Origin of the sequence: Mariniflexile gromovii, assembly GCF_017814435.1 — a bacterium.
Lineage (GTDB): Bacteria > Bacteroidota > Bacteroidia > Flavobacteriales > Flavobacteriaceae > Mariniflexile > Mariniflexile gromovii.
Map to the genome: position 1 here is coordinate 387,745 of NZ_JAGJCB010000002.1, position 25,584 is coordinate 413,328.

The following is a 25,584-nucleotide window of genomic DNA, read 5'->3' on the forward strand; positions in this document are numbered from 1 at the left end:
TGTACTAAAATTTAAAGACAAAACTGTTTTTGTATAGGTAATCGTATAGATACTTTAAAAAAGCAAAATAAAAAAAGCAATACCTAAGTATTGCTTTTTTAAATTAAGTTATAACTATTACTATTCCATTTTTTTAACTCTACCACCTAACACGGTAGTTTCATTAATAGTTTCCGGTTTTCCATAAATATAAACATCACCTCCTGCCCTAATTTTTACATCTACCTGTTTTGATGCTTTTACACGAGCTTCACCAGCTGCATTTATAGATACATCTGTTTTATCGGTTTCAAGCATTTCTCCATCATATATTCCTCCTGTTAAAAGAGATACCTTTTGAGATTTTGAATGACCAGATGTTTTTATTTTTCCACCTGTTACAGCTTTTACGATGGTATAAGTAACGTCTAATGGGATTTGGATGCTTCCTCCTTCTTGGGCTCTTAAATCTATCTCAAACTGCTTGATACTATCCTTTCCTGTTACTTTTGATCCTTCATTAGTATCAATAATATCTAAAGATGTATAATGTAAAATTACTTTAGTGTTATTGCCATCAAAAGTTTCGCCAATAGTCATTTTAATTTTTAATGTTCCGTTTTTGTTATTTATAACTACTTTTTCTGTATTACTTCCTGTAATAATAGCTTTGTTTTCGTTGGATTTTACCAATTCAACTTCTATTAAATCGTAAACTTTAAGTTCATTAAATTCTCCAACTGTTTTTTCAATTTGTTTTTGAGCTATAGTAACTCCAGATATTAATGTAGCTACTAGTAAGAATATATATTTCATTTTATACTTTTTTGATTAAACGTGATTAATCAATAATTATTCCTTAGTTAACTTTTAATTAAGAATATTTTTTTCTTTAACTAAAGTAATAATGAGGTCTCGACTGCGCTCGACCTGACATAGTAGAAACTAAATAATATTTTATTAAACCTACAAGGTTTTAGAAACCTTGCAGGTTATCTTGCAGGTGCAAATTATTCGTTTTTTCCTATTAAGTTGAAATCCAGGTGCTTTTTAACTAAATCGGTATTTTTAACTTTTACAATAACTTCATCACCCAATTGGTACATGATTTTATTATTTCTGCCTACCATGGCATATTGTTCTTGATCGAATGCATAATGATCGTCTTTCATATCGCGAACGCTTACCATACCTTCACACTTATTCGAAATAATTTCAACATAAATGCCCCAATCGGTCACCCCCGAAATAACACCTACAAAATCTTCATCTTTATGATCTTGCATGAATTTAATTTGCATGTATTTTATAGAATCGCGTTCTGCTTTGGTGGCCAAATTTTCCATGTTACTGGAATGGTTGCACTTTTCTTCGTAAATATCTTCATTTGCCGATTTTCCACCCTCTAAATAATGCTGCAACAAGCGATGTGCCATCACATCGGGATAACGACGAATGGGCGATGTAAAATGACTATAATAATCGAACGCCAACCCGTAATGCCCAATATTATGTGTAGAATACTCCGCTTTACTCATGCTTCGGATTGCCAACGTATCTACTAAATTTTGTTCCTTTTTTCCATTTACTTCTTTTAGTAAAAAGTTAAGTGAAGCCGATGTTGTTTTACGATCTTTAAAATTTAATTTATACCCAAATTTTGAAACAATCCCTTGTAAATTGGCTAGTTTACTATCGTCTGGTTCATCATGAATTCTGTAAACAAAGGTCTTTTTAGGTTCTTTTTTACCAACAAATTCCGATACTTTTCGGTTGGCCAATAACATAAATTCTTCAATAAGTTTATTGGCATCTTTACTGGTTTTAAAAAACACGCCTACAGGGTTTGCATTTTCATCTAAATCGAACTTTACTTCAACTTTATCAAACGAAATAGCGCCAGAAATCATGCGCTTTGCACGCATTTTTTTAGCCAATGCATCCATTTTTAAAATGGCTGTAGCAATATCTTCTGAAGTGTTATATGTTTCTCCTGTAAGGGATACTTCTTTTGGAATGGTCGTATCTATATTATCTAATTGAGAGCTTTCTAATGCCTTTAAGCCTATATTTTGTTCTATAATGACTTGAGCTTCTTCATAAGAAAAACGTGCATCGCTATACGTTACCGTTCTACCATACCATTCGTTTTTAATCTCACATTTATCATTCATTTGAAACACCGCAGAAAAGGTTAATTTCTCTTCATGTGGGCGCAAAGAACAAGCATTATTCGATAATACTTCTGGAAGCATAGGTACTACCCTATCTACCAAATAAATGGATGTAGCACGCTCATAAGCTTCATCATCCAACACAGTACCTTCTTGAAGATAATGCGATACATCGGCAATATGAATGCCTATTTCATACAAACCATTTTTCAATACTTTAAAAGAAAGCGCATCATCAAAATCTTTGGCATCTTTTGGATCGATGGTAAAGGTTAAATCTTGACGCATATCACGACGCTTTGCAATTTCTTCCTTCGTTATAGACGTATCTATTTTATTGGCAAAATCTTCAACTTCATGCGGAAATTCGTAAGGCAAGCCATATTCAGCTAAAATAGAATGGATTTCAGTATTATGGTCTCCTGGCTTACCAAGAACTTGAACCACTTTTCCATAAGGAGAATCGGCATTTTCTGGCCAATCTTCAAGTTTTACCAATACCTTATCGCCATCTTCGGCCTTATTTATTTTATTGATAGGTACAAAAATATCTTTGTACATTTTATTGCTATCGGCTACTACAAAGGCAAAATTCTTTTTCTCATGAATTTGAATAGTACCAACGTATTCACTTTTTTCACGTTTTAAAACCTGGGTAATTTCGCCTTCTAACTTACCTCGATGGCGACGTTTATAAACGTAAAACTCTACTTCATCACCATTTAAAGCTTTATTTATATTGTTTGATGCTATAAATACATCATCATCAAAATCTTCACAAATAATATAACCGGTTCCTTTTCCTGATAAATCTAAAATTCCGGTATGGTATTCGGTAGTAATTACAGCTTTAAACTTGCCGCGTTCTACTTCTTCAATTTCTTTTTTTACAGCAAGTTCAGCTAATTTTTTTATAATTTGATTTCTGCTGCTAGCATCATTTACATCTAATTTAGCAGCAATTTGTTTATAGTTAAAACTCTGGTTTCTATCTTTTTTTAAAATACTTAAAATAGTATTTGTGAGGTTGGAAATACTTTTTTTGGATTTCCCTTTTTTCTTTCTTGTCATTTAATTTTTGTAATCATATTCATTTCCTAAGATACTGGAAATTCTGTTATTAAATAGCTTTATTTTAGGAGAAGGTTTGCTATTTATTTTATACAAAGCTACGATTAATAAATTAAATAGTATTTTTTTAATGTTATGCTAAGTTAAAATGTACTTATCCACATTATATATAATACTATTATTTTCTTTTTAAAATTTAAAAAATTAAATGATGATTATGATTGCTTGTTAATAGCGGTATAACTTTTTTAAATTTTATTTTGATTACAATTAATTTACATTCTATTAAAACTTAATTAACATGTTATATTAATTTAAAAGGTTCATTTTTAAGTCATTTATATTTTATATGAACAGTTGTTAACAACTTAAAAACACTGTTAATTATTGAAATTTTTTTTAAAAATGATGTTTATATACGTCCTTTTGAAAGCTTACAACTTGAATAAAAAAAATGAGTTAAATTTTTGGTAATAATCTTTCTGTTTTTGATTGGAAAAATAAATGGATTTACAATATTTTAATTTTAAAAAATTATAAACACTTATTAACAAGTAATGAATACTATAATACACATGGTTTATAATTATTACCTTTGTATAAGTTGTAAAAAATAAAAATAAAATGAAAATTGCTATAGGAAACGACCATGCAGGTACTGATTATAAATTCGCTATTTTAAAACATTTAGAATCAAAAGGTTATACTGTTAATAATTACGGTACCGATACTAATGATAGTGTAGATTATGCCGATTTTGTACATCCAGTTGCTGAAGATGTGGCTAATAAAAAAGTAGACTTTGGTATTTTACTTTGTGGTAGTGCCAACGGTGTTGCCATAACGGCTAATAAACACCAAAAAATACGCGCAGGTTTATGTTGGAACAAAGAAATTGTACATTTAATTAGAAGCCATAATAATGCTAATATTTTATGTATTCCGGCACGCTTTACAGCGGTTCAACAAGTTATAGAAATGGTTGATGTTTTTTTAAGTACTGATTTTGAAGGAGGAAGACACCAAAAACGCATAGATAAAATTCCGGTTTCTTGCTAAATGGCGCATAACCACTCCCATAATCATACACATCATCATGATAAGAAGAATAAAAACCTTATGGTTTCTATTCTTTTAAATACGCTTATTACTGCAGCTCAAGTAGTAGGTGGTTTAATTTCTGGGAGTTTATCTCTATTAAGTGATGCTTTACATAATTTTAGCGATGTTCTTTCGCTTATAGTAAGTTATGTAGCTTCAAGAATTTCAAAAAAGCAAGCATCTGAAAATAAAACCTTTGGCTATAAACGTGCTGAAATTTTAGCGGCTTTTGTAAATGCTTCTACTTTAATAATTGTTGCTCTAATTTTAATAAAAGAAGCTATTGAACGCTTTAAAAACCCGCAAGTAATAGAATCTAATTTAGTTATTTGGTTAGCGCTGTTAGCTATTATTTTTAATGGTGTTAGTGTATTGTTGTTAAAAAAGGATTCCGAACACAACATTAATGTAAAATCTGCTTATGTACATTTATTAACCGATATGTTAGCAAGTATTGCGGTACTTATTGGAGGTTTGTTAATGAAGTATTTTCAAATGTTTTGGGTAGATAGCGTACTTACTTTTTTAATTGCACTGTATTTAATTTGGGTGGGTTACGATTTGTTAAAAACATCTACTAAAATGCTTATGTTGTTTACGCCAGAAAACATAAACATTCAAGTATTGGTTGAAACTATTGATGCTTTACCAAAAGTTAAAAAGCTACATCATGTACATATTTGGAATTTAAGCGATTATGAATTGCATTTAGAAGCGCATCTAGATTTAAAGGAAGATGTTTCAATTTCAGAATTTGACATTATTTTACGAAGCATAGAAACTGTATTACATGAAAAATACAACATCAATCATGTAACCATTCAACCAGAATTCAATAAAAACGATCCTAAAGAAATTATTGTTCAAGATTAAAATTCATGCGAAAGCAGGAATCTGTTAATTTGTTCTTCGTTGATTTGTTTATATTGTAGATAGAAACATAATTCTGGTAATTTATTCTTTAAAACAATGTTGAAAATTCAAGTAAAAACTTTTTCAGAATTAAGTCTTCATGAACTTTATAGAATTTTACAACTTAGAAGTGAGGTTTTTGTGGTTGAGCAAGATTGTGTATATCAAGACATTGATGGTAAAGATGAAAAGGCATTACATGTTTTAGGTTTTAAAAATGAAAAAATAGTGGCTTATACACGTGTTTTTAAACCAGGTGATTATTTTGAATTTGCCAGTATAGGTAGGGTTGTTGTAGCTAAAAATGAACGCGCATTTAAATATGGTTATGATATTATGAAGGTTTCTATTGAAGCTGTTGAAACACATTTTAAAGAGAAAAAAATAAAAATTTCCGCGCAAGCGCATTTAAAATCTTTTTACAACAACTGTGGTTTTATTGAAGTTGGCGATGAATATTTAGAAGATGATATTCCGCATATTGCTATGATTAAAGCATAATATTAAAAATTTTGTGCGACTCGCTTCGCGAGATTTTTTATAAAAACTAGCCGCCTTTTGTTACCTCTTCAAAGTAAAATGCCCTTTAATGGTTTCGCCTGTGTTTAAGGTAATAGCATACCAATAATCGTTTGAAGCTAATGGTTGTCCTCTAAAACTTCCGTTCCAACCCGTTGAATTTGCTGGCAACTGTTTTAAAAGCTTTCCGTTACGGTCAAAAATAGTAATGGTTTTAATGGTGTTTTTAAAATCTTCAACCTTCCAAAAATCGTGTTTACCATCATTATTAGGAGTGAAAAATTTTGGAATGAAATAATCTTCAATAATAATTAAAACCTTAAAATAACTTTCATTTGTGGCGCAAATAGATGTATTGTAAATATAAATATTTTGTGTCGTTGTTATGCTATCACCTGCAAATAAAGGTGTTCCGTTACCACCAGATTCAGTAAAATAATTACCATAAGTAAGAGCAGGCAACGTGTAAGATGTGTTTGTAACAACGTTATTTAGGGTATCTATATTCACAAAATCATTGCATTGTGTTTGGGATGTTACATAGTTTACAAAGCTATTAGACATCCAGTTTGTGGGTATGTTTGAAGGGTTATCAACCACCACACAATTCAAATTTATATTGTTGCTAAAATTTACGTTGGCGTTCGCATTATTCCCGTTTTTAACATTCAGTCTACACAATTGGTTTGTGCTGCAATTTAAAATTGTAAGATTGGAATTTTTAGAAAAATCCAATTCATCAAGCTTATTATTGTTACAATTCACAGTTGATAACGTATTGTTAACCTCGGTATTTAAAATGGATAGTTGATTGTTTTCGCACGACAAAAAAACTAAACTCAAATTTTTTGAAATGTCTAAGTTGCTAATGAAATTATTTCCGCAATGAAAACGGCTCAACTTACTGTTTTTGGTTATATCAATACTTGATAGTTGATTGTTTTCACAAATAAGAATATTCAAGTTTGTGTTTTTTGAAACATCTAATGTTGATAATTGATTTGTATTGCACACCAATGATATTAATTGGGTATTTTGGGTTACATTTAAGTTTGATAATTGGTTGTTATCACACCAAAAAATATTTAAATCGATTAAGTTTGAGATGTCTAGAATTGCTAATTGGTTATTGCTGCAGAAAAATTGTGATAATTTCGTGTTTTGAGAAACATTTAAACTACTAATAAAGTTGTCTGAGCAATCTAAAACGGTTAAACCAACAAAATCTTCAATACCTGTTAAGTCCGAAATATTTTTTAAAGAAACATCTAAATTGGTGATGCTACTAATGTTGGCTGTGGGTACAAAATTATCCAAAGGGGCAGTATCATAACCTAAATCTATTAAAGCTTGTTCAAAATTAGCATCAGGAATGAATGTATTTTGAGAGAAACCAACAGAGTTAGAAAGTATTAAAAAAAGGCCAACTATGTATGTTTTATTTACCCACATAGGTAATAACAATTTCTACGCGACGGTCAAATTTTGGGTCGCCACCAAGTGGAAATTTTCGGCGTAAACCAATATGGCGCATGCGCTTTTTGTCAACTCCTTTTTTTGCAAAATATTCGTAAATATATTCTGCACGGGCTTCCGATAGGTTGCGTAGTTTCGTTTTTCTATCTACAGCATCCCGAGTATTTTGTGTACAGCAAACATGCCCTTGAATAGTGAAATACACATCTTTTCTTTCTACTAAAACTTTTGCAATAGCCTCCAGCGTTTTTTTAGATTCTGGCATTATTTGGCTATAACCGGTTTTAAACAAAATGGTATCAAAAATTATTTTATCGCCTACTTTAAGTTCTCCTTTTAAAATTTCTTGTGTTTCTTTCTTTTTTGGTTCTTCAACTTTTATTTCTTCTTTAATTTCAACAACTTTAGGAGGTTTTGGCTTAACTATAATTTCAACTTTTCGGTTCAAGCCCCTAATTTTTACAACATCTTTTTCTTCAACAATTTTTAATAAAATTTTGCCTTTACCATCCACATTGCTTATCAAATCTTCACTAATTTCATTATTTGAAAAGATGGTTTTAATAGCATTGGCACGTTGTTGCGATAGTTTTAGATTATAAGAATCGGCACCAATATCATCACAAAAACCAAAAATGGAAATGGATTCTATATCAATATCGGCTAGGTTGGATATAAAAAGTAATAAGCGGCTTTCTTCGGTTGAAGGAATTTCGTATTTATCGGTATCAAAATAAACTTCATGTGTTAATTCTTTTTGGGAAAAAACAAATGTAGAATGAAGTGTTATTAATAATAAAATAAACAGTTTATTCATAGTAGGATAATGGAACTGACTATAAATATAGTATTTTAAATGAATTATGTTTAAAACAGCTAAATATTTAAGATTAACGACTTATTGAATAGGTTGAAAAACACCGTTTTTTATTTCAAATAGCCATTATATGTGGTTGGACTGGAAAGTACTTCGGTGGCTTTTTTAATTTCAGCATCATGAATTTTGAAGTAATCGTACAACCCTTCGCGGTACGCATAACGTTTCACAATCTCTTCGGTTAATAACTGTAGTAAATAGGTTTTGTTTTCGTCTATAACGCCAGATTTTGATTTGTTTAAATTTGAAATTAGCGTATTGTAGTCATTTTGGATATTATCATCCAAATCATCATTTTTAGCGGCTTCCAAAGCTTTGCTTAAGGCCTTTTCTGTTTCGGTTACGAATGAAAAATTATTTGTTTTTAAATAGTTTTTGAAATTTGAAAAATCGGCGTCGGTAAGTTTTAAATTATTCACATCTTTTACATCATGATTGTAATAGTAATTGGTAGCATAATTAAAAATTAAATCGTTATTAACAATAGCGTTGATGATAGATGAATTTTTTGAAGCCGAAATACTCACGTCGGGGAAAACGCCCCCGCCATCAAACACTTTTCTACCTTTTTTTGTTTTGAACTCGTTGTAGTTTTCTTGTTTTACTCGAACAGCTTCACCTTGTTCATTTCTATGCCAATAATCCAATGCTTGAATGCACCTTCCAGACGGGGTGTAATAACGTGAAATGGTAATTTTAACCTGTGTACCGTACACCAATTCTTTTGGGCGTTGCACCAAGCCTTTTCCAAAACTTCTAGAGCCAACTATTACCGCACGATCTAGATCTTGCAAAGCACCCGAAACAATTTCACTTGCCGAGGCGCTACCTTCATCAATTAAAACAACCAATGGAATTTCAGTATCAATGGGGTCGTTTTGGGTAAAATAGGTTTTATTGTATTTTTTAACTTTCGATTTTGTAGTTACCACCAGTTGCCCTTTAGGTATAAAAAGATTCACAATGTTAATAGCTTCGTTAAGTAAGCCTCCAGGGTTTCCTCGAAGATCTAAAATTATGCGTTCGGCACCTTGAGCTTTTAAATCGCGAAGTGCATAATTGGTTTCGGCAGATGCTTTATCATTAAAACGACTTAACACGATATAACCCGTTTTAGCATTCACCATAGAAAAATGGGGTACGGCTTTTATCTCTACTTCAGCACGTTTTATGGTAGCTGTTTGGGTTTTTCCTTGGCGTTTGTAAGTTACTTCTACAGCGGTGTCGGTAGCCCCTTTAAGTAATTCACCAGCGTCATCTTTGAAGGTTTCAATAAGGGTGTTGCCAACTTTTATAATTTCGTCGCCTGCTTTTAAACCCGCTTTATCGGCAGGATAATTTTTGTACGGCTCCACAATGACTAATTTATCTTTTAGGGTCTTTACTTTCGCGCCAATGCCTGTATAATCGCCTGTATTGTTAATCCTAGCTGCTTCAACATCTTGTTCATTCATAAAGTTGGTGTATGGGTCCAAATCGGCTAACATGCTTTTAATGGCGGTATCCATTAAATTTCCAGGGTTTGTTTCATCTACATAATTCATGTTAAGTTCTTTGAAAAGCGTGGTGAAAATTTCAATTTGCTTCGCTATTTCAAAAAAATCGTTTCTAAATGCCGTAGTGGTTAAAAACAGCGTACAAGCTATAACAGGGATTATGATTCTTTTCTTTAGTAAATTCTTCATTGCTAATTAATTTTTTCTTCGGAAACTTTCTTTGAAAATTTTTCAAAAAGTTGCTTCATTCTGGTTTCCATTTCAGTTAAAGTTAGTTTCTCTTTACCAATGTACAAAATCATAAACGCATACGATGTTGTTAAATTGTTAAAATGAACTGCTTTATTCAATCTGTAAGATTCTCGCATCAAGCGTTTTATACGGTTTCTATCAACCGCTGTTTTAAAATACCGTTTACTAACAGAAACGCCCGTTTTCACCAAAACACCATCATCAAAAACGGCTGGCAAATACACCAAACGCAGTGGAAAAACCGATACCGATTTGCCTTCAGCAAACAATTGCTCGATGAGTTTTTTGCTTTTTAGTTTTTCTTTTTTGTTGAAGGTAAATTTCAAGGCAACTTGTTTTAAAACTTCAAAGGTAATCAAATAAAAAAATCACTTAGTAAATAAGTGATTTTTTGGAATTTTTTGTTGAAATCAGAAACCGGATTTAATCGGTTTGAACAGTTTGAACTTTGACTTTTCCGTAGTATTTTTTCTTAAGCCAAAAAGAAACTCTTACCAATAAAATTAAAGCGGGTACTTCCACTAAGGGGCCAATAACACCCGTAAAAGCTTGCCCAGAATTAAGTCCAAAAACGGCAATGGCAACAGCTATGGCCAATTCAAAATTGTTGCCAGCAGCTGTAAATGCTACTGCTGTGGTTTTATCGTATTCTGCTCCAGCGGCTTTGGTAAAGAAAAAACCAATAAGGAACATAATGGTGAAATAGATAAGCAAAGGAACAGCAATAATTAAAACATCCATGGGGATTTGTACAATCAATTCACCTTTTAATGAAAACATGACCACTATTGTAAACAAAAGCGCAATTAAAGTGATGGGTGAAATGGTAGGAATGAATTTGTTTGTATACCAATTTTCACCTTTTAATTTTACTAAAACAACGCGACTTAAAAGTCCCATTAAAAACGGAATGCCTAAATAAATAGCAACACTTTCAGCAATGGTGGCGATAGAAATATCAACAATAGCACCTTCAAACCCAAAATATGGGGGAAGTACGGTTATAAAAATCCAAGCATAAAAGCTATAAGCGAATACTTGGAAAATACTGTTTAATGCCACCAAACCAGCACCATACTCGCTGCTTCCTTCGGCTAAATCGTTCCAAACCAGTACCATGGCTATGCAACGTGCCAACCCTATTAAAATTAGCCCAACCATATATTCTGGATAATCTTGCAGAAAAAGTATGGCTAAAAAGAACATTAAAACGGGACCAATGATCCAGTTTAGAAGCAAAGACACACCTACAATTTTGGTGTTTTTAAAAACTTTTGGTAATAGTTTATAATTCACTTTTGCCAATGGCGGATACATCATTAATATCAATCCAATGGCAATGGGAATGTTTGTGGTACCCGAGTTGAATGAATTTATAATGTTTGGAAATGTGGGAATAAAATAGCCCAAACCAACACCTATTGCCATGGCAATAAAAATCCATAAGGTTAGGTTTTTATCTAAAAAACTTAATTTTTTTGCTGCCATGTTATGCTTTTATTTGTGAGAATACATAAAAAAGTTCGGTTGCTATTTGCAAACTTCTTTCGTTATATTTTTCAAGCTGAATCGGGGTATTGTCGAATGCTTTTGGATCTTCAAAAGTAATGGGAATTCTTTTTTCAGCGCCTGGAACAAACGGGCATGCTTCATTGGCAGAATCGCAAGTCATGATGGCTGCAAATTCAGAATTTGGATTGAAAGCATCATCCAATTTTTTGGAAAAACCAATGATTGGATGCTCATTTTCAGCATATTTTATAGCATAAATAGGGTTTTTGCCTTCTGAAATAGTCAATACTTTAAAACCAGTATTTTCCAAGGTTTTTGCAACCACGGGAAATAATGCCGTAGCTTCTGTTCCGCCAGAATAGCAAAGCACATTTTTTATGTTGAAAAAATTTGCCATGGTTTGAGCCCAAACCTGAGATAAATGACTTCTACGTGAATTGTGTGTACAAATGAAGTTGATCCTGATGGCTTCTCCTTTGGCGTTTTTTTGCTGGATAAAATCTATTAAAGGTTGTAAAACTTCTTTACGTTCCTTTGCAATAGTTTCTGGATTTAAACCTTGAATGGTTTTATTTATTTCTGTAAACAGGTTGGTTTGAGTTGTTATCATGTTCTTGAATGTGTTTTTTGGTTCTCGCTAAGTCGCGAAGACGCAAAGTTTCATTTATTCTATTAATTCTTTGCGCCTTGGCGGCTTTGTTTGATAATCGTTTTTTGAATATTTTTTAGCAACAATTTCCGTCTGGTGTGCAACAAGGTTGATCTGTTAAATCGGCCATTTTTAATTTTGGTTTTGCAACAGGAATTCCGCAGTTTTCTTTTGCTAAACAGTCTGTTTTTTTAGTAGTCAATAAGAAATTTTCTCCGTTAAAATCAAGTCCGAATTTTTCAATAGTTTGACCTTGATACTCTACTTCAATTTCTAAATCTTCGATGCTTAGTACTTTTTCTGAAAGTTCTATAATGTGTAATAGTTTTTCAGGATGCAGCCTATGGTCATAATCGTTGGCATTCCAAAGTTGAAAGTTTACAACGGTTTCTTCGCGAAGTGTACCGCCACAATCGATAAATTTTTTGGTAATTTTTCCAATTTCTGTTACATGAAAATGATTAGGAACTAAAGTTCCGTTAGGCAATTGAAATGCTATTTGGTTCAATTGTTTTAATGCTGATTTAACTTCTGATAGTATCATAATTTTTATATTTGTTTATTGCGATTATACGATGAATGGTTGTAAATTTTTTTTTAACAACAACTTGTGTTTTGAAGGTCTTGATCTAAAAATTTAAGCATCACTTCTTTCATTTTAGTCCAGTTTTCGGTGTGTATACAATAGCAAACACTGGTGCCTTCTACATTGCCTTTTATAAGTCCTAATTGTTTTAACTCCTTTAAATGTTGCGAAATGGTAGGTTGAGCCAAACCAATTTCACTTACTAAATCGCCACAAACACAGGTGTTAATTTTAAAAAGGTGTTCTAAAATGGCAACTCTGGCAGGATGCCCAAAAACTTTAGCAAATAGAGCGATTTCGTTTTGTACATCGGTAAACATTTCTGTTTTGGTTAATCCCATAGCATAGTATTATTATATTGCAATATTACGATTAATGTTTGAATTGGCAAAGAAAGTGATGATTATTTTAATGTGTTTGGTGAAGTAATGTGAAGTATTTAGGATTTCAATAATTTAGAATATTAGTAAATGAGGAGTCCTTAATGTGGAATGAAGAGAAATTTTAGTAGTGGATGAGGTTTTTGAAAAATTTGTTTAGCGTTATGGCTAAGATAGCATAATGGCTGAAATTTATTTCAGCTACGATGACATTCGAAGGAAAAGGTCAGACGTAATGCTTTTATAGCAGGTGTTTTAAAACGTTAATTTTACCATTCATCAGTTTTAAAAATAAATTTTTCAATGCTTTGATATAGGTCTTGAACTTTTTTATTAAGATTATCAGAAAGCTCTTTTTTGAAAGGAAGTGTTTTAGTTTTGAGTGTTTGTGAATTTTTTTCTAATGCTTTGTTCAACTTTTTTTCATTACCATTTGATTCTTTATAACTATCAGAAAATCTTTTTACTAAGACATCGTATGTGACAGTATTTTTTAATTCTTCTTCTAAAATAAATGTTTCAATATTTTGACCATAAACAATAGTCGAAATGACTTTTTCAGGAATAATAAGTTCTATTTTAGTCTTAAAATCTTTTATTGAAAAAATTAAAGTATGTGCAAATACAATATCATTATTAAAAGTTTTACTGAAATATGAGAAATTTCCTTTTACAATAATTTTTTCTTTCGTGTCTAATTGAATAACATTATTTGCAGATTTATAATTTAAGGCTAACCACTCTTTTAATTTAACATATAATTCGTTTTGTTGCATTTCAGGGGTGTTTATAACTTTTGAATAACCATGAATATCCATGTCTACATCTTGAGAGAAAAGGGAATAAGCTGATAAAAAGAATAAAAGAAAGAATTTGTTTTTTGTATTCATACTTCAGATGCGAGTTTATGTTTTGAAACGTAAAGCGAATATGATTACATTATGATGAATTATATTCGATGTAAAACGAATTTATAATTTTTCCACGACAAAGTCAAGTTATTCTCACAAATAAAAAACCCCTTTATTTTCATAAAGAGGTTTTTTAAATTTTGAAAATTATTTAAAAAAAAATTACTTTTTATTATTCCCTTTTTCAATATCTGCCATTAAATTTTTTGGGTCTATTTCAACGCTTTTAACCGCTTTTTTAGTGGTAAAAATATAAGTGGGGTACGCCCAAGCCCAATCGTTTATTAGGGTTGCTGTTGTTGGTTTTTCACCACGCATCATTTGTAATGGGATATAAAAATCTTCGGTTTTACCATCAGTGTAGGTTACCGTTACATCAATAGGCATGGGCATTAAGCCAATGCGTTCTAAGGTAATGGTGTTGCCTTCAATGGTTTTTACGCCATAATCGATGGTGTTGGTGGTTTGTGCAAAATCGGTTAAATACCAATCGAGTTCTAATCCCGAAACTTTTTCTGCAGTTCGAATGATATCCAACGGCTTCGGGTGTTTAAAGGCAAAATCTTCAAAATATTTTTTAATGGTTTCCTTTAAGTTTTCGTCACCTATAACGTAGCCTAGTTGTGCTATAAATACTTCCCCTTTATTATAGGCAGAAGCGCTATAGGTACTGTTAAAATTGTATCTGTCCGCATGTGTGGTAAGTGGCTGTTCAACTCCTGATTTTGCTAAAGCCAAATAAGATTTGTAAGCATCCTCGGTAGGGTTAACTTTCCCTTCCTTCATGATTTTGTTCATAGCTAAATCGCTTATATAGCTAGTGAAGCCTTCGTCCATCCATTCATGTTTCGCTTCGTTGGTTGCCAATAAAAATTGAAACCAAGTGTGAGCCAATTCATGCGCTGTTACACCTACTAAACTTCCGTAGCGTCTTTCTCCGGTAATTAACGTACACATTGCATATTCCATACCGCCATCGCCCCCTTGAATGACCGAGTATTGGTTGTATGGATACTTGCCTATTTCTTCACTGAAATATTGCATCAGTTCTACCGTTTTAGGTTGCATTTTTTTCCAGTTATTTTTGTGTTCTTCTGAAAGCGTGTTTATGTAGAAGAAATGGAGCATTGGACCATTAGGCACTTGCATCGTATCGTGAATATAATTTGGGTCTGCAGCCCACGTAAAATCGTGTACTTTAGGAGCAACAAAATGCCATGTTAATTTATCGGTGTTCGGTCTGTTTACAGTGCCGGTTTCATAACCATAACCTATGTTGTTTGGATTTTGCAAATAACCTGTACCGCCTAAAATATAGCTTTTATCAATGGTGATTTTCACATCAAAATCGCCCCATACCCCATGAAATTCGCGACCAATGTACGGGTCGGCATGCCAACCTTCAAAATCGTATTCTGCTAATTTAGGATACCATTGGGTCATTGATAATGCCACACCTTCTTTACTATTCCTACCCGAACGACGGATTTGTAGGGGTACTTGGCCATCAAAATCCATATCAAAGGTAACACTTTCACCTGGTTGAATTGGTTTTGCTAAATCTACCTCTAAAACGGTTCCAACGGTTTCGTGCTTAATGGTTTTACCGTTTTGTTTTAACGAATTTACTTTGATGTAACCAATTTCGTTTGGATGTAGTTTGCTAATGCGATCTCCTACTCTCGGGTCTGGGTCTGCTATGGTACGGGAACGAACGTCCATTTCGCTACCCGGTTGAAAAGCATTAAAATATAAGTGATAATACACACGGTTTAAAACATCGGGTGAGTTATTGGTGTACACCAAGGTTTGTTTGCCTTTGTATTGATAGGTGTTTACATCCATATCAATGTCCATTTTATAATCAACATGTTGTTGCCAATAACATGAGGTGGTAGGGGTTTTAGGTGTAGCGGGTGCTGTAACAGTTTGTGCACTATTACACGAACAGAACACCAAAATGATTAATATAGAAATTAAAAATTGTTTCATCTGTTTGTAGGTATTGTTTTGTATTATAAACGGTTTTAAAATAATAAAAAATAGATCCTGAAATTATTTCAGAATCTATTTTCAGAATGTAATAGTTTTTAGAAACTAAAATATTTTCAGCTTTTTATCGCTTTAGATTTTATGTTAATTAGCCATTTGAGCAGCCATAATTAAGGCATTATAAGCATTGGCTATTTTTCCTGATTTTACAATATCAGCAAATGGTTTTACATTGCTTGTATCACCACCAACAACAACTTTTGTTTTAATGGCTAAACCAGAATCCATAATAATTTGTTTTACTTGAGCCGCCGTTAATTTTGGGTAATATGAACGAATTAACGCCGCAATACCAGCAACTGCAGGTGCAGCCATGGAAGTACCTCCTTTAGTATCATATTCGTTTTCTGGGGTTGTAGAATATACTTTGGCCCCTGGTGCAAAAATGTCAACATTTTGTTTTCCGTAATTAGAAAAACTAGCAACAATATTAGAACCATATTTAGGCTCTAAAGCACCCACTCTAATGTAGGAGTTGGATATTTCTTGACCGTTGATATTATCATCAGGGAAATTAGATTCAACATCTACATTTTTACTATCATTTCCTGCAGCATGTACAAAAACCACGTCTTTATCGCTTGCATATTTAATAGCATCACGTACCCAATCGCTATGTGGTGAAAAACTTTTTCCGAAACTACCATTTATTACTTTAGCGCCATTATCTACAGCATAACGAATGGCTAAAGCCACATCTTTATCGTATTCATCGCCATTAGGAACGGCTCTGATGCTCATAATTTTCACGTTGTTAGCAACACCGTTAGCACCTTTACCATTGTTGCGTTCTGCAGCAATAATACCAGCAACATGTGTACCATGACTTTCAGATTTCTTTACAGGTTTTACGTTTCCGTTACCATAAAATTTGTTGTTCATGTTATTAGGGTCATCACCATTTACACGCCCATTAAAGTCTTTATTTAAGTTGTAGTTTAAACGGTCGTTAATGCTTTCTAAACCTTCGGTAATTTCCTTTAAAGCATCAGCCATAGAATCCATACCATTGTTAAACATATAATTTGCAACTTGTGTAGCTTGAAGAAGTGTTTGGTCTTCGGTTTTAATTGCCTTCACCTCTTGTTTTGTATAATCTTTTTTCCCTAAATGTTTAGAGATGGCATCATCAGCCGATTTTATTTGTTGATAAATCTGGTCGTATTGTGTTTTTCTACCTAACCATTTTTGGTATTCTTCCTTGTAAAGTGCTTCGGCTTCAGCATAATCGGGATTAGTAGTATCTCCGCTTGCCAGTATGCGTACATATTCCAATTGTTCATTATAACCATCACCTAAAAAATTCCAACCGTGTACATCATCAATGTAACCGTTATTATCGTCGTCTTTTCCATTGTTTGGAATTTCCCCTTTGTTGGTCCAAATAACGTCGTTTAAATCTTCATGGTCAATATCGATTCCTGAATCTATTACAGCAACAATAACGGTGTTTCCTTTTTTGTTTTTAATAAGTTCTGTATAGGCTTTGTCTACACTCATACCTGGGATGGTGTCTTTTACCAAATCTAAATGCCCCCAGTTGTGTTTTTCTTTTTCAGTTAATTCTGAAACTTTCAAAGGCGTATTGTCTATGTTTTCAACAGGTGTAGACAGAATATTGGCCGTTCCTCCACAGCCAGAAAATAATACGGCCACAAGTGCCGAAAGCATTATTGTTTTAATTGTTTTCATTTGTTTGTTTTTGAATTAGTCACTCTTTTATTGAAATATATCTTGAGAAGTATGGATGTCTTTTAATCTGACACCTTTTTCGGTTTTAGTCACAGTTATAATTTCGTTATGGGCATCGTGTTCTAAAAATAAATAATAATTATTGGAAGCAGCGGTATTGAGAAATTTTTCTTTTTCGTCTAGTGTTAAAAGCGGTCTGGTATCGTAACCCATTACGTATGGCAAGGGTATATGCCCAACGGTTGGCAATAAATCGGCCATAAAAGCAATGGTTTTGTCTTTGTATTTTATAAGGGGAATCATTTGCTTATCGGTATGTCCGTTGGCAAAAAAAATATCGAAACCAAGTTCAGAATTTATTAAGGTATCGCCCTTTGGGATGGCTGTGAATTTAAGTTGGCCACTTTCCTGCATTGGCAAAATATTTTCTGTTAAGAAGGAGGCCTTTTCGCGGTTATTGGGTTGGGTAGCCCACAACCAGTGGTCTTTATTGCTCCAAAAATAGGCGTTTTTAAAGGCAGGTTCGTAACCAGTTTCATCTTTGTTCCATTGAACACTGCCACCGCAATGGTCAAAGTGTAAATGCGTCATAAACACATCGGTAATATCATCACGATGAAAACCGTATTTTTTAAGGGAGTTATCGATGCTATGATTGCCCCAAAGGTTATAGTAGCCAAAAAACTTGCTCGATTGTTTGTTGCCCATACCCGTATCAATTAAAATAAGCCGATTGCCTTCTTCAATAAGCAAACAACGGGCTGCAATGTCAATCATATTATTGGCATCGGCAGGATTTGTTTTTTGCCACAACGATTTTGGTACTACACCAAACATGGCGCCACCATCGAGTTTAAAATTGCCAGATTCTATGGGATATAATTGCATTTAGGGCTTTTATAGAAAAAATGTCTTGCAAATTACTAAAAACGTAATTGATAAGTTCAAAATCATTAAATTTATTGGATTTTTTTAACATTTGATTAGAATAATTTAAATAAACATTCTTTTGAAACCTTTAAAATTTCAATTAGATTTATAAAAATAATTTTTAAAATGTCTATAAAGCACATTATCGAAACGCCTTTAAAAATAAAAAAAATGAAGCTTTTGCGCTTCGGGCGTGACTTTAAGCCTGATGAAGAAGTTATTCTGAGAGATTATCTTGCCATTGAACGTACCCGATTGGCAAATGAACGTACGTTGCTTTCATACATTCGTTCTTCACTTTATTTATTACTTGGTGGTATTGCTTTTTTTCAACTTGAAATTTTTCCGAATTTTAAATACTTAGCTTTCATATCCCTTTTTTTTAGTGCGCTTTTTCTAGTAATAGGCATTTATAGATTTACACTTCTTAAAAAAAGCCTGAAAAGACTTTATTATTTATCTGAATCTAAGGAAAACGGTAAATGAATTAATTGTTTGACTTGCAGCTTACCTGTATATCCTTTATTTCTTAGTTTTTAATCTTTAAAAATGAAAGTTTATTTTATCAAAACAACATTAATGCATACCATAAAATAATAAAATATACTTAAAGGGTTGGGGTAGTTTGTAATACCTAAAAAGCGATGCCTTCATTGCTTGTAGGTATTTTAAATAGAATAAAAATTAGTATTTTAACCCCAAAATTCAGTTTATGGTAGAACTAGCAGGTATTATTATTTTGGGTATTTTGGCTCAGTGGGTCGCTTGGAAATTTAAAATTCCCGCTATTTTACCCTTAATTTTAATAGGTTTACTAGTAGGTCCTATAGCGGCAGCTTATATAAATGCAGATGGAAGCAAATGGATAGAACCCGTTTGGAATGGTAAAAAAGGGTTGTTTCCCGGAGATGGATTGTTCTATTTTGTGTCTTTGGCCATTAGTATTATTCTTTTTGAGGGAGGTTTAACCTTAAAGCGTTCAGAAATAAATAATGTTGGGCCTGTTATTACTAAATTAATTACATTAGGCTCTACCATTACGTTCTTTTCTGCTGGAATTACAGCGCATCTACTATTCGATTTAGATTTAGATCTTTCATTTTTGTTTGCAGGTTTGGTAATTGTTACTGGGCCAACGGTTATAACCCCCATTTTAAGAAACATTCCTCTTAAAAAAGATGTATCAACTGTTTTAAAATGGGAAAGCATCTTAATAGACCCCATTGGAGCATTGGTTGCCGTATTGGTGTTTGAGTTTATTAGTGTAGAGGGCGATAGTGGCTTTACCAGAACCGCATTGGTTGAGTTTGGAAAAATTGTACTTTTTGGAACTACCTTTGGGTTTACTTTTGCTCATGCTTTAGCTTTTGCCATTAACAGAAACTTTATTCCTCATTACCTTTTAAATGTAGTATCGTTATCAACGGTGTTATTGGTTTTTGTTGAATCTGAAATATTTGCGCACGAATCTGGTTTATTGGCTGTTGTAGTTATGGGTATGGTGCTAGGGAACGGTAAATTGGAAAATATAAAAGAACTGCTGTATTTTAAAGAATCGTTAAGTATTCTGCTCATTTCCATTTTATTTATTTTGCTTGCAGCCAACATCAATATTGATGATTTAATGCTGCTTTATACATGGAAAACCGTAGCGCTTTTCGCTGTGGTTGTTTTTGTTATTAGGCCACTCAGTGTTTTTTTATGTACCATCGGGTCTACGTTAAGGTTTAATGAAAAAGTATTCATAAGTTGGGTAGGACCGCGTGGAATTGTAGCGGCAGGTATCGCATCGCTTTTTGGAAGTAAATTAATTAAACAAGGTGTGGAAGGCGCTGAATACATAACACCATTGGTGTTTATGATTGTTTTAGGAACGGTATTGTTAAACGCCACTACAGCACGTCCGTTTGCAAGACTGTTAGGCGTGTTTTTAAAACGCTCTGAAGGTATTTTGATGGTTGGGGCTTCTCAATTTTCCAGACTTATTGCACGCTATTTAGAAGATAATGGTCGTCATGTTGTTTTAATTGATAGTAACCAGAATAACATTCAATTGGCACAAGAAGCAGGATTGGAGGCTATCAATACCGATATATATTCCGATACCTTGGAGGACAATATAGAGCTTAACGATGTTGGATTTTTAATGGCATTAACGGGAAGTGCCGATATTAATGATTATGCCATTAAAAAGTTTTCTGAACAATTTGGCGAAACAGGTTCATACAGACTTATTACGGTTGATGAAATGTATAATCCAGACAATAGCCCAAGGGAAGGGTTGTTTTCGCATACTGATAATTTTATATCGTTAACCGAAGTAGCTAGAAAATATCCAGAAATCCATGAAATAGAGCTAAACAGTAAAGGGCATTATGATGAATTGATTGAAATCACGAATCATGATGAGGACATCATTCCATTATTGGTAAAAGACAAACGAGGTGTTTTGGAAATAATTTCGTCGTATAATAAGGCTATAGATAAAATAGAAAAAGGCTACAAGTTAGTATATCTTGGTAAGCCTTTTTCTAGTAAACCTAAACGAGGTATGTAAATTATCTATGCTATAATATGAAGTTCTGTGAACTCTTTACTAACAACAATGGTATTGTCGCCATTAAGTTTTACATCTTCAAATAAAGCCTCTTCATTATCAATTTGAATTTTCGATATTTCAAACGGTAAGCCGTGGAATATAATCTTCAAAGTTTCGTAAGGCGTCGTGTATTTACCCGATTTGAACTGTTGAATAATTACGGTATTTTCTTTACCAACAAGTTTAAAGTTTCTAAGGCTGTATCTACCTTTAATGTAATCGTATCCATCTTGGGCATCTTCAAAAACCTGGGATGTTTCTTCGCCTGCTTTATAGTAAACATCCAAAATAAGTTCATCCAAAGGTTTTTCTCCTACAAATTGTTGAATAGGGTATTTAGGAATAATAGCACCTTCTTTAAGGAAGATAGGCATACTATCTAGATCGGCATCAACCCAAAGTTCTTGTCCGCCTTCAAATACTTCATCCGTCCAGAAATTATACCAATTTCCAACAGGGAAATACATACGTCTTCCTTTAGCATTAGGCTCAGTAATTGGGCATGCTAATATTTTTTCGCCAAAAATAAACTCGTCGTTTCTATAATGGGTATGGGCATCACTTTGGTCGTACAAAACCAGTGATTTTAAAATAGGAATGCCTTCGTTGGCGTATCTCCAGAAAGCCGTGTACAAGTAAGGCAGTAATTGATACCTAATTTCAATAAATTTTCTAACAATATCTGTGATGTTATTGCCAAAAGCCCAAGGTTCTTGGTCGCCATGGTCTCCAGAGGAGTGTGTTCTACAAAACGGGTGGAATATCCCTAATTGTATCCAACGAGCGTATAATTCGCCATTTGGTTGTTCGGCAAATCCGCCAATATCAGAACCTATAAACGAAAATCCAGACATACACATACGTTGCGCTTGTATGTTGGCAATGGTTAAATGTTCCCAAGAAGCTACGTTATCACCCGTCCAGCTAGAGGTGTAACGTTGTGTACCCGAATATGCGGCTCTTGTAATAACAAAAGGTCTCTTAGGGTAAGCGAATTTTTTAAGTCCCTGATAGGTGGCTCTAGCCATTTGCATACCATAAACGTTATGCGCTTTTCTGTGGCTGCATTGGTTTCCGTCATAATCGTGTCTAACATCGTTAGGGAATGTTTTACCAGGTACATCCATAACGGCAGGCTCATTCATATCGTTCCATACACCTTTAACACCTATGTCTTCAACAAGCTCTCTAAATAAATCAGACCACCATTCACGCACTTCTGGGTTTGTAAAATCTGGGAAATAACACTCCCCAGGCCATACTTTTCCTTTCATGTACGGCCCATCGGCACGTTTACAGAAATAATCTTTTTCCAATCCTTCTTGGTAAACCGAGTAATCTTTATCTATTTTAATTCCTGGATCTATGATGACGATGGTTTTAAAACCATCATCGGCCAATTCCTTAACCATTTTTTTAGGATCTGGAAAGTATTCTTTACTCCAAGTAAAGCATCTAAAACCTTCCATATAGTCGATATCTAAATAAATAGCATCGCATGGTATTTGTAGTTCTCTAAACTTACTTGTGATTTCTTTTACTTTAGACTCTGGATAATAACTCCATTTACATTGGTGGTACCCTAAGGTCCATAATGCTGGTAATTCGTGTGGTTTCCCTGTTAAATCGGTGTATATGGAAACAACATCGGCCATTTGAGGGCCATAAATGAAATAATAATTCATTTCGCCACCTTGTGCCCAAAAACTTGTAATGTTTCTACGTTCATGACAAAAATCGAAAAAAGTACGGAAAGTATTGTCAAAGAAAATCCCGTAAGATTTTTTGTGATGCAACCCGGTATAAAACGGAATGGCTTTATAAATAGGGTCGGTATTTTTTCCATAAGCATAAGAGTCGGTTACCCAATTTTCAAAACGTTTCCCTTTTAGGTTGTTATCAACAGGTTTATCTCCCAATCCATAATAACTTTCACCTTCTTGAGCGGTTTTGGACATTTTTACAATATCGCCACCAAACTCATAACTTTCTTCCCAATGGAAACCTAACTCATCTTCACAAATAAGTGTTTTGTCTTTAGCATCATAAAGAGCCGTTCGCATATCAACTTTTGCGATGTGGCAAATAAGCTTTGAAGTGGTAATAATATATTTATCGTCTTCTTCGGTTACTTCCAGAAAATTGTATCCTCTACTCGCGTATTTAGTTATAGCGTATGAAAAGTCTTTTTCAAATACACCTGTTGTAGTATATCTAAATCTTAAAATACTATCGCGTTGCACGGTAACTTGCAAAATAACATTGTTTTCAGAGGTAAATGATAAAGTGTCTAGGTTTTTTTTGTAGGAAATTATTTTTGATGGGAACAGATTCCCTTTATATTCTAATTCGGTATTTAATATCATAAATAAAAGCTAATAATTAAAAGAGCCAAAATACTAAATTCTAAGCATGTAAACGGCCAGTTTTTACTAAAAAACTCCTTGCAATATTACATAATGCGTAATATTGCAAGGAGTTATTTTAATAAATCTCAATGGGATTTTGTTATTTAAACTTAAAAATTGTTATAGCTAATGGTGGAAGGATGATTTCTGCAGAATATGATTTACCATTCCAAGCCCGTTTTTTAATGGTTATTTCTTTTGTGTTTGAAACACCAACACCACCAAATTCCTTAGAATCGCTATTGAATATTTCAATTAGTTTTCCATTTGTGGGAAGTCCTATTTTATAGTTTTCTCTAACGGCAGGGGTTAAGTTACAAACTACCACCACATTTTCTTTTGCGTCGTTTCCTTTTCGAATGTATGAAATAACACAATTTTCGTGATCGTCATAACTAATCCATTCAAAACCTTCACCTGAAAATGCTTTTTCAAATAGAGCAGGAGTTGATTTGTAAAGCCCATTGATGGTTTTATAATAATTTTGAAAGTTTCTGTGAGGTTCATAATCCAACAGGTTCCAATCCAAGCTTTCTTGAAAATTCCATTCGTTGTATTGACCAAATTCACCACCCATAAACAATAATTTAGTTCCAGGATGCGTAAACATATAGCCGTATAAAAGCCTAAGGTTTGCAAAACGTTGCCATTCATCACCTGGCATTCTGCCTAAAATGGAGTTTTTGCCATATACCACTTCGTCGTGCGAAAGAGGAAGCATAAAATTCTCAGAGAATACATAGGCTAAACTAAAGGTGATATCGTTTTGATGGTATTTTCTATAAATTGGGTCTTTTCTGAAGTATTCAAGGGTATCATGCATCCAACCCATCATCCACTTCATTCCAAAGCCTAAACCACCTAAAAACACAGGTTTTGAAACACCTGGAAATGCGGTAGACTCTTCAGCAATGGTTTGTGTATCCGGGAAAGAGGCATAAATTTCTTGGTTTAATTCTTTAAGGAATTCAATAGCGGCAAGGTTTTCTCTACCACCATAAATATTCGGTTCCCATTCGCCATCTTCTCTAGAATAATCTAAAAATAGCATAGAGGCAACGGCATCCACACGTAACGCATCGGCATGGTATTGATCCATCCAAAACGCGGCATTACTTATCAAAAAGGATTTTACTTCGTTTCTTTCATAATTGAAAATTAAACTTTTCCAATCCTGGTGATAGCCTTTACGTCTATCAGGATGCTCGTATAGGCAAGAGCCATCAAAAAAGCCTAAGCCATGGGCGTCTTCAGGAAAGTGGGAGGGTACCCAATCTAGTATAATACCAATATCGTTTTGATGTAATTTATCAACTAAATACTTAAATTCCTCTGGGTAACCAAAGCGCGAGGTGGGTGCAAAATATCCTGTTAGCTGGTAGCCCCAAGAGGGGTCGTATGGATATTCCATAATGGGCATGAGCTCGACGTGGGTAAAGTTCATGTCTTTTACATAGTTTACCAAATCGTCTGCCAATTCGTAATAGGATAAAAAACGATCTTCTTCTATATGGCGTTTCCAAGAGCCTAAATGTACTTCATATACCGAATAAGGGGCATCTAAAGCGTTATGTTTTTTACGCTTTTTCATCCAGTCGGTATCCTTCCACTTGTATTTATCGTCCCAGATAATGGAAGCTGTTTTTGGTGGATGCTCACAACGGCGCGCGTAAGGGTCGGCCTTTTCGGTTTTTATGCCATTGTTATGGCTTTCAATTTTGTATTTATAGATATTGCCTTTACCTACCAACGGTATAAACCCTTCCCAAATACCACTGCTGTCCCAACGTACATTTAACTGGTGCTCACCTTCTGTCCAATAATTAAAATCGCCTATTACTGAAACTTGTTTGGCACTTGGTGCCCAAACAGCAAAATAAGTACCATCAATACCATCAACCGTGGTAATATGAGACCCAAATTTTTCATAAAGCCTATAGTGTTTACCTGCTTTAAAAAGGTTAATATCGAAGTCTGTAAATAGACTATAAACTTTTACTTGTGCCAT

The 25,584-nt window shown here is 33.5% G+C and carries 21 protein-coding genes; 5 read left to right on the forward strand and 16 right to left on the reverse strand.

Features of this window, described 5'->3' with window-relative positions; all coding sequences use genetic code 11:
- Nucleotides 1–120 precede the first annotated feature (120 nt).
- Both J8H85_RS03575 and J8H85_RS03580 read right to left on the reverse strand, forming a co-directional pair.
- Entirely contained in the window at nucleotides 121–795 is a 675-nt protein-coding gene (locus J8H85_RS03575) for a head GIN domain-containing protein (protein ID WP_209652741.1), read from the reverse strand.
- A 194-nt stretch (nucleotides 796–989) separates the two neighbouring features.
- Nucleotides 990–3,224 (reverse strand): ribonuclease R family protein, encoded by a 2,235-nt coding sequence (locus J8H85_RS03580; protein WP_209652742.1) that lies wholly within the window; start codon nucleotides 3,222–3,224, stop codon nucleotides 990–992.
- A gap of 624 nt (nucleotides 3,225–3,848) precedes the next feature.
- On the opposite strand from J8H85_RS03580, the gene rpiB reads away from it, so the two are divergent.
- From rpiB to J8H85_RS03595, 3 genes are all read left to right on the forward strand, one after another.
- Complete coding sequence (rpiB, locus tag J8H85_RS03585) at nucleotides 3,849–4,283, forward strand: ribose 5-phosphate isomerase B (RefSeq protein ID WP_209652744.1); 435 nt, start codon at nucleotides 3,849–3,851, stop codon at nucleotides 4,281–4,283.
- Nucleotides 4,284–5,198, forward strand: coding sequence for a cation diffusion facilitator family transporter (locus J8H85_RS03590; protein WP_209652746.1), 915 nt, complete (start codon nucleotides 4,284–4,286; stop codon nucleotides 5,196–5,198).
- A 96-nt stretch (nucleotides 5,199–5,294) separates the two neighbouring features.
- A complete protein-coding gene (locus J8H85_RS03595; protein WP_209652748.1) occupies nucleotides 5,295–5,738 on the forward strand; it encodes a GNAT family N-acetyltransferase in 444 nt (147 codons plus the stop codon).
- A 60-nt stretch (nucleotides 5,739–5,798) separates the two neighbouring features.
- On the opposite strand, the gene J8H85_RS03600 is transcribed toward J8H85_RS03595, so the two are convergent.
- From J8H85_RS03600 to J8H85_RS03655, 12 genes are all read right to left on the reverse strand, one after another.
- Complete coding sequence (locus tag J8H85_RS03600) at nucleotides 5,799–7,208, reverse strand: T9SS type B sorting domain-containing protein (protein ID WP_209652750.1); 1,410 nt, start codon at nucleotides 7,206–7,208, stop codon at nucleotides 5,799–5,801.
- Nucleotides 7,195–8,049, reverse strand: coding sequence for an OmpA family protein (locus J8H85_RS03605; RefSeq protein ID WP_209652752.1), 855 nt, complete (start codon nucleotides 8,047–8,049; stop codon nucleotides 7,195–7,197). The genes J8H85_RS03600 and J8H85_RS03605 overlap by 14 nt, the downstream gene beginning before the upstream one ends.
- Nucleotides 8,050–8,159: 110 nt before the next feature.
- Nucleotides 8,160–9,794, reverse strand: a complete 1,635-nt coding sequence (locus tag J8H85_RS03610) for a S41 family peptidase (protein WP_209652754.1) — start codon at nucleotides 9,792–9,794, stop codon at nucleotides 8,160–8,162.
- 2 nt (nucleotides 9,795–9,796) lie between these two features.
- Nucleotides 9,797–10,183 carry a ribonuclease P protein component gene (rnpA, locus tag J8H85_RS03615; protein WP_209652756.1) on the reverse strand — a complete coding sequence of 129 codons (387 nt, stop codon included), beginning with the start codon at nucleotides 10,181–10,183 and terminating at the stop codon, nucleotides 9,797–9,799.
- Between the two features lie 97 nt (nucleotides 10,184–10,280).
- Nucleotides 10,281–11,345, reverse strand: a complete 1,065-nt coding sequence (gene arsB, locus J8H85_RS03620; RefSeq protein ID WP_209652758.1) for an ACR3 family arsenite efflux transporter — start codon at nucleotides 11,343–11,345, stop codon at nucleotides 10,281–10,283.
- Nucleotide 11,346: 1 nt separating this feature from the next.
- Nucleotides 11,347–11,979 (reverse strand): arsenate-mycothiol transferase ArsC, encoded by a 633-nt coding sequence (locus J8H85_RS03625; protein WP_209652760.1) that lies wholly within the window; start codon nucleotides 11,977–11,979, stop codon nucleotides 11,347–11,349.
- 115 nt (nucleotides 11,980–12,094) lie between these two features.
- Nucleotides 12,095–12,562, reverse strand: coding sequence for a DUF6428 family protein (locus J8H85_RS03630; RefSeq protein ID WP_209652762.1), 468 nt, complete (start codon nucleotides 12,560–12,562; stop codon nucleotides 12,095–12,097).
- Nucleotides 12,563–12,615: 53 nt separating this feature from the next.
- Nucleotides 12,616–12,945: an ArsR/SmtB family transcription factor gene (locus tag J8H85_RS03635; protein ID WP_209652764.1), complete on the reverse strand. Its 330-nt coding sequence runs from the start codon at nucleotides 12,943–12,945 to the stop codon at nucleotides 12,616–12,618.
- Nucleotides 12,946–13,253: 308 nt separating this feature from the next.
- Nucleotides 13,254–13,874, reverse strand: a complete 621-nt coding sequence (locus tag J8H85_RS03640) for a DUF4468 domain-containing protein (RefSeq protein ID WP_209652765.1) — start codon at nucleotides 13,872–13,874, stop codon at nucleotides 13,254–13,256.
- 183 nt (nucleotides 13,875–14,057) lie between these two features.
- Nucleotides 14,058–15,887: a M1 family metallopeptidase gene (locus J8H85_RS03645; protein WP_209652767.1), complete on the reverse strand. Its 1,830-nt coding sequence runs from the start codon at nucleotides 15,885–15,887 to the stop codon at nucleotides 14,058–14,060.
- A 144-nt stretch (nucleotides 15,888–16,031) separates the two neighbouring features.
- Nucleotides 16,032–17,639, reverse strand: a complete 1,608-nt coding sequence (locus tag J8H85_RS03650; protein WP_209652769.1) for a S8 family peptidase — start codon at nucleotides 17,637–17,639, stop codon at nucleotides 16,032–16,034.
- A gap of 27 nt (nucleotides 17,640–17,666) precedes the next feature.
- Nucleotides 17,667–18,527, reverse strand: a complete 861-nt coding sequence (locus J8H85_RS03655; RefSeq protein ID WP_209652771.1) for an MBL fold metallo-hydrolase — start codon at nucleotides 18,525–18,527, stop codon at nucleotides 17,667–17,669.
- Between the two features lie 168 nt (nucleotides 18,528–18,695).
- On the opposite strand from J8H85_RS03655, the gene J8H85_RS03660 reads away from it, so the two are divergent.
- Entirely contained in the window at nucleotides 18,696–19,055 is a 360-nt protein-coding gene (locus J8H85_RS03660; RefSeq protein ID WP_245243717.1) for a YidH family protein, read from the forward strand.
- A 226-nt stretch (nucleotides 19,056–19,281) separates the two neighbouring features.
- Nucleotides 19,282–21,126: a cation:proton antiporter gene (locus J8H85_RS03665; protein WP_209652773.1), complete on the forward strand. Its 1,845-nt coding sequence runs from the start codon at nucleotides 19,282–19,284 to the stop codon at nucleotides 21,124–21,126.
- Nucleotides 21,127–21,131: 5 nt separating this feature from the next.
- On the opposite strand, the gene J8H85_RS03670 is transcribed toward J8H85_RS03665, so the two are convergent.
- Nucleotides 21,132–23,534 (reverse strand): glycoside hydrolase family 31 protein, encoded by a 2,403-nt coding sequence (locus J8H85_RS03670; protein WP_209652775.1) that lies wholly within the window; start codon nucleotides 23,532–23,534, stop codon nucleotides 21,132–21,134.
- A 142-nt stretch (nucleotides 23,535–23,676) separates the two neighbouring features.
- Nucleotides 23,677–25,584 carry a 1,4-alpha-glucan branching protein GlgB gene (gene glgB, locus J8H85_RS03675; RefSeq protein ID WP_209652777.1) on the reverse strand — a complete coding sequence of 636 codons (1,908 nt, stop codon included), beginning with the start codon at nucleotides 25,582–25,584 and terminating at the stop codon, nucleotides 23,677–23,679.

Coding starts and splice junctions, on each gene's coding strand:
- J8H85_RS03575 (WP_209652741.1), bottom strand. CDS start 795: ATGAAATATATATTCTTACTAGTAGCTACATTAATATCTGGAGTTACT.
- J8H85_RS03580 (WP_209652742.1), bottom strand. CDS start 3,224: ATGACAAGAAAGAAAAAAGGGAAATCCAAAAAAAGTATTTCCAACCTC.
- rpiB (WP_209652744.1), top strand. CDS start 3,849: ATGAAAATTGCTATAGGAAACGACCATGCAGGTACTGATTATAAATTC.
- J8H85_RS03590 (WP_209652746.1), top strand. CDS start 4,284: ATGGCGCATAACCACTCCCATAATCATACACATCATCATGATAAGAAG.
- J8H85_RS03595 (WP_209652748.1), top strand. CDS start 5,295: ATGTTGAAAATTCAAGTAAAAACTTTTTCAGAATTAAGTCTTCATGAA.
- J8H85_RS03600 (WP_209652750.1), bottom strand. CDS start 7,208: ATGTGGGTAAATAAAACATACATAGTTGGCCTTTTTTTAATACTTTCT.
- J8H85_RS03605 (WP_209652752.1), bottom strand. CDS start 8,049: ATGAATAAACTGTTTATTTTATTATTAATAACACTTCATTCTACATTT.
- J8H85_RS03610 (WP_209652754.1), bottom strand. CDS start 9,794: ATGAAGAATTTACTAAAGAAAAGAATCATAATCCCTGTTATAGCTTGT.
- arsB (WP_209652758.1), bottom strand. CDS start 11,345: ATGGCAGCAAAAAAATTAAGTTTTTTAGATAAAAACCTAACCTTATGG.
- J8H85_RS03625 (WP_209652760.1), bottom strand. CDS start 11,979: ATGATAACAACTCAAACCAACCTGTTTACAGAAATAAATAAAACCATT.
- J8H85_RS03630 (WP_209652762.1), bottom strand. CDS start 12,562: ATGATACTATCAGAAGTTAAATCAGCATTAAAACAATTGAACCAAATA.
- J8H85_RS03635 (WP_209652764.1), bottom strand. CDS start 12,945: ATGGGATTAACCAAAACAGAAATGTTTACCGATGTACAAAACGAAATC.
- J8H85_RS03640 (WP_209652765.1), bottom strand. CDS start 13,874: ATGAATACAAAAAACAAATTCTTTCTTTTATTCTTTTTATCAGCTTAT.
- J8H85_RS03645 (WP_209652767.1), bottom strand. CDS start 15,887: ATGAAACAATTTTTAATTTCTATATTAATCATTTTGGTGTTCTGTTCG.
- J8H85_RS03650 (WP_209652769.1), bottom strand. CDS start 17,639: ATGAAAACAATTAAAACAATAATGCTTTCGGCACTTGTGGCCGTATTA.
- J8H85_RS03655 (WP_209652771.1), bottom strand. CDS start 18,527: ATGCAATTATATCCCATAGAATCTGGCAATTTTAAACTCGATGGTGGC.
- J8H85_RS03660 (WP_245243717.1), top strand. CDS start 18,696: ATGTCTATAAAGCACATTATCGAAACGCCTTTAAAAATAAAAAAAATG.
- J8H85_RS03665 (WP_209652773.1), top strand. CDS start 19,282: ATGGTAGAACTAGCAGGTATTATTATTTTGGGTATTTTGGCTCAGTGG.
- J8H85_RS03670 (WP_209652775.1), bottom strand. CDS start 23,534: ATGATATTAAATACCGAATTAGAATATAAAGGGAATCTGTTCCCATCA.
- glgB (WP_209652777.1), bottom strand. CDS start 25,584: ATGGCACAAGTAAAAGTTTATAGTCTATTTACAGACTTCGATATTAAC.